Annotated in this window: 2 protein-coding genes; one reads left to right on the top strand and one right to left on the bottom strand. The window is 69.8% G+C overall.

The features are described from left to right. Positions 1–109: 109 nt before the first annotated feature. Positions 110–550 (bottom strand): hypothetical protein, encoded by a 441-nt coding sequence (locus M1L60_RS08975; protein ID WP_253236870.1) that lies wholly within the window; start codon positions 548–550, stop codon positions 110–112. Between the two features lie 258 nt (positions 551–808). On the opposite strand from M1L60_RS08975, the gene argG reads away from it, so the two are divergent. After that, complete coding sequence (gene argG, locus M1L60_RS08970; RefSeq protein ID WP_253236869.1) at positions 809–2,221, top strand: argininosuccinate synthase; 1,413 nt, start codon at positions 809–811, stop codon at positions 2,219–2,221. Positions 2,222–2,266 lie beyond the last annotated feature (45 nt).

The raw sequence follows: 2,266 nt of genomic DNA, 5'->3' as shown, positions 1-2,266 counted from the left end.
GCGCGGCCCGCGCCCGCGCCGCCCCCCCCCCCCCGGCCGGGGGGGGGGGGCGGCCCCCCCCCCCCCCCCCCCCCCCCCCCCCCCCCCCCCCGCCGATATCAGCAGGTGATCAGAAGCAACGGTACGACGTGACGTTCACCCGAGCCGCGTCGGTGATCTTGTACCAGACCGTCCCGAGCCCCCGCCGGTCGGTGATGACGCCACTCCTGTTCAAGACGCAGTTCGCGCCGACCTTGTAGGCGTCGACGTCGTAGTAGTACCGCCAGTTCCTCGTGGTTTGTCCCGGGCTCACGAAGTACATCGCGTTCGCTTGGTTCAGGCTCACGCGGCCGTTCGTGCACGGCGGCGACTCCCCGCTGTAGGTGGAAGCGCTGCCGGTCCAGCAGTTCGAGACGTAGACGCCGATGCCGGACGAGGCAGTGTTCTGGACGATGCCGCCGCATCCGGGCGTACCGCAGGCGGCGGCCGAGGCGGGAGCCGCGGTGGCGAGGATCGAGACAGTGGCTGTCGCCGCGGCCATGGAGAGGCCTGCGGCGAATCGCTTGATCATCACGAGACTGTTCCCTTCGCGCAGAGGTCGGAATGCTCGGAGAGAGATATCCATCTCTGTCTCCGCTCGCCGGAGCCTTCCACGGCGTGCTTGCGGAAACCTTGCGGCCGACGATGGTCGACAGCCGGAGGCTGGGCAGTCATCAGCGAGGCCGGCGAGACGGTCAAGCCCCGGTGGAGGCCGGGCGGCTGGACCAGAGCGTTCTCACTCCGGGGGTGTCGGGTCGCATGAAAATGCGGGATGGTGCATAATCCTCGTGTGACCAAGGTTCTGTCTTCTCTTCCGGTCGGTGAGCGGGTCGGCATCGCGTTCTCCGGTGGCCTCGACACGTCGGTGGCGGTCGCGTGGATGCGCGAAAAGGGCGCTGTGCCCTGCGCCTACACGGCCGAGATCGGCCAGTACGACGAGCCCGACGTGACCTCCGTGCCCGCGCGGGCGCTGGCCTACGGCGCCGAGCTGGCCCGCCTCGTCGACTGCCGCGACGCCCTCGTCGAAGAGGGGCTCGCCGCTCTGGCCTGCGGCGCGTTCCACATCCGCTCGGGCGGGCGCACCTACTTCAACACCACGCCGCTGGGCCGGGCCGTCACCGGCACGCTGCTCGTGCGGGCCATGCTCGAGGACCAGGTGCAGATCTGGGGCGACGGGTCGACGTTCAAGGGCAACGACATCGAGCGCTTCTACCGCTACGGGCTGCTGGCCAACCCGTCGCTGCGCATCTACAAGCCGTGGCTCGACAAAGACTTCGTCACCGAGCTCGGCGGGCGCAAAGAGATGAGCGAGTGGCTGCTCGCCCACGACCTGCCCTACCGCGACTCCACCGAGAAGGCGTATTCGACCGACGCCAACATCTGGGGCGCCACCCACGAGGCCAAGTCGCTGGAACACCTCGACAACGGCATCGAGCTGGTCGACCCGATCATGGGCGTCCGGTTCTGGGATCCGGCTGTCGCCATCGCCACCGAAGACGTGACGATCGGCTTCGCCGAGGGCCGCCCGGTCACGGTCAACGGCAAAGAGTTCGGCTCCGCGGTCGACCTGGTGCTCGAGGTCAACGCGATCGGCGGCCGGCACGGTCTGGGCATGTCCGACCAGATCGAGAACAGGATCATCGAGGCCAAGAGCCGCGGCATCTACGAGGCGCCGGGCATGGCCCTGCTCCACATCGCGTACGAGCGGCTGGTCAACGCGATCCACAACGAGGACACGGTCACCAGCTACCACAACGACGGCCGCAAGCTGGGCCGGCTCATGTACGAGGGTCGCTGGCTCGACCCGCAGGCGCTCATGCTGCGCGAGGCCCTGCAGCGCTGGGTCGGCAACGCGATCACGGGCGAGGTCACGCTCCGGCTGCGCCGCGGCGACGACTACTCGGTGCTCAACACCACCGGCCCGGCGTTCAGCTACCACCCCGACAAGCTGTCGATGGAACGCACCGAGACGCCGGCGTTCGCCCCGGCCGACCGGATCGGCCAGCTGACGATGCGCAACCTCGACATCGCCGACAGCCGCTCCAAGCTCGAGCAGTACGCCCGCCTCGGCATGGTCGGCAGCCCTCAGGGCCTGGTCGGCGCCCTCCCGGCCGGCGGCGCCGAAGAGATCGCCTCCCGCGGCGCCGTCCCCGTCGAGGACGACCTGCTCGACCAGGCCGCCATGGAATCCGGCACCGACTGACCCGCCGCCGCGCGGCCCCGGTACGGGGCCGCGCTGTGCGGGGCT

Origin of the sequence: Paractinoplanes aksuensis (assembly GCF_024137025.1) — a bacterium.
GTDB classification, from domain to species: Bacteria; Actinomycetota; Actinomycetes; order Mycobacteriales; family Micromonosporaceae; genus Actinoplanes; species Actinoplanes aksuensis.
This window is presented reverse-complemented; position numbering and strand designations above follow the sequence as displayed.

Bases quoted from the DNA above. Each gene is read 5' to 3' on its own strand.
- M1L60_RS08975 (WP_253236870.1), bottom strand. From the start codon at position 550: ATGATCAAGCGATTCGCCGCAGGCCTCTCCATGGCCGCGGCGACAGCC.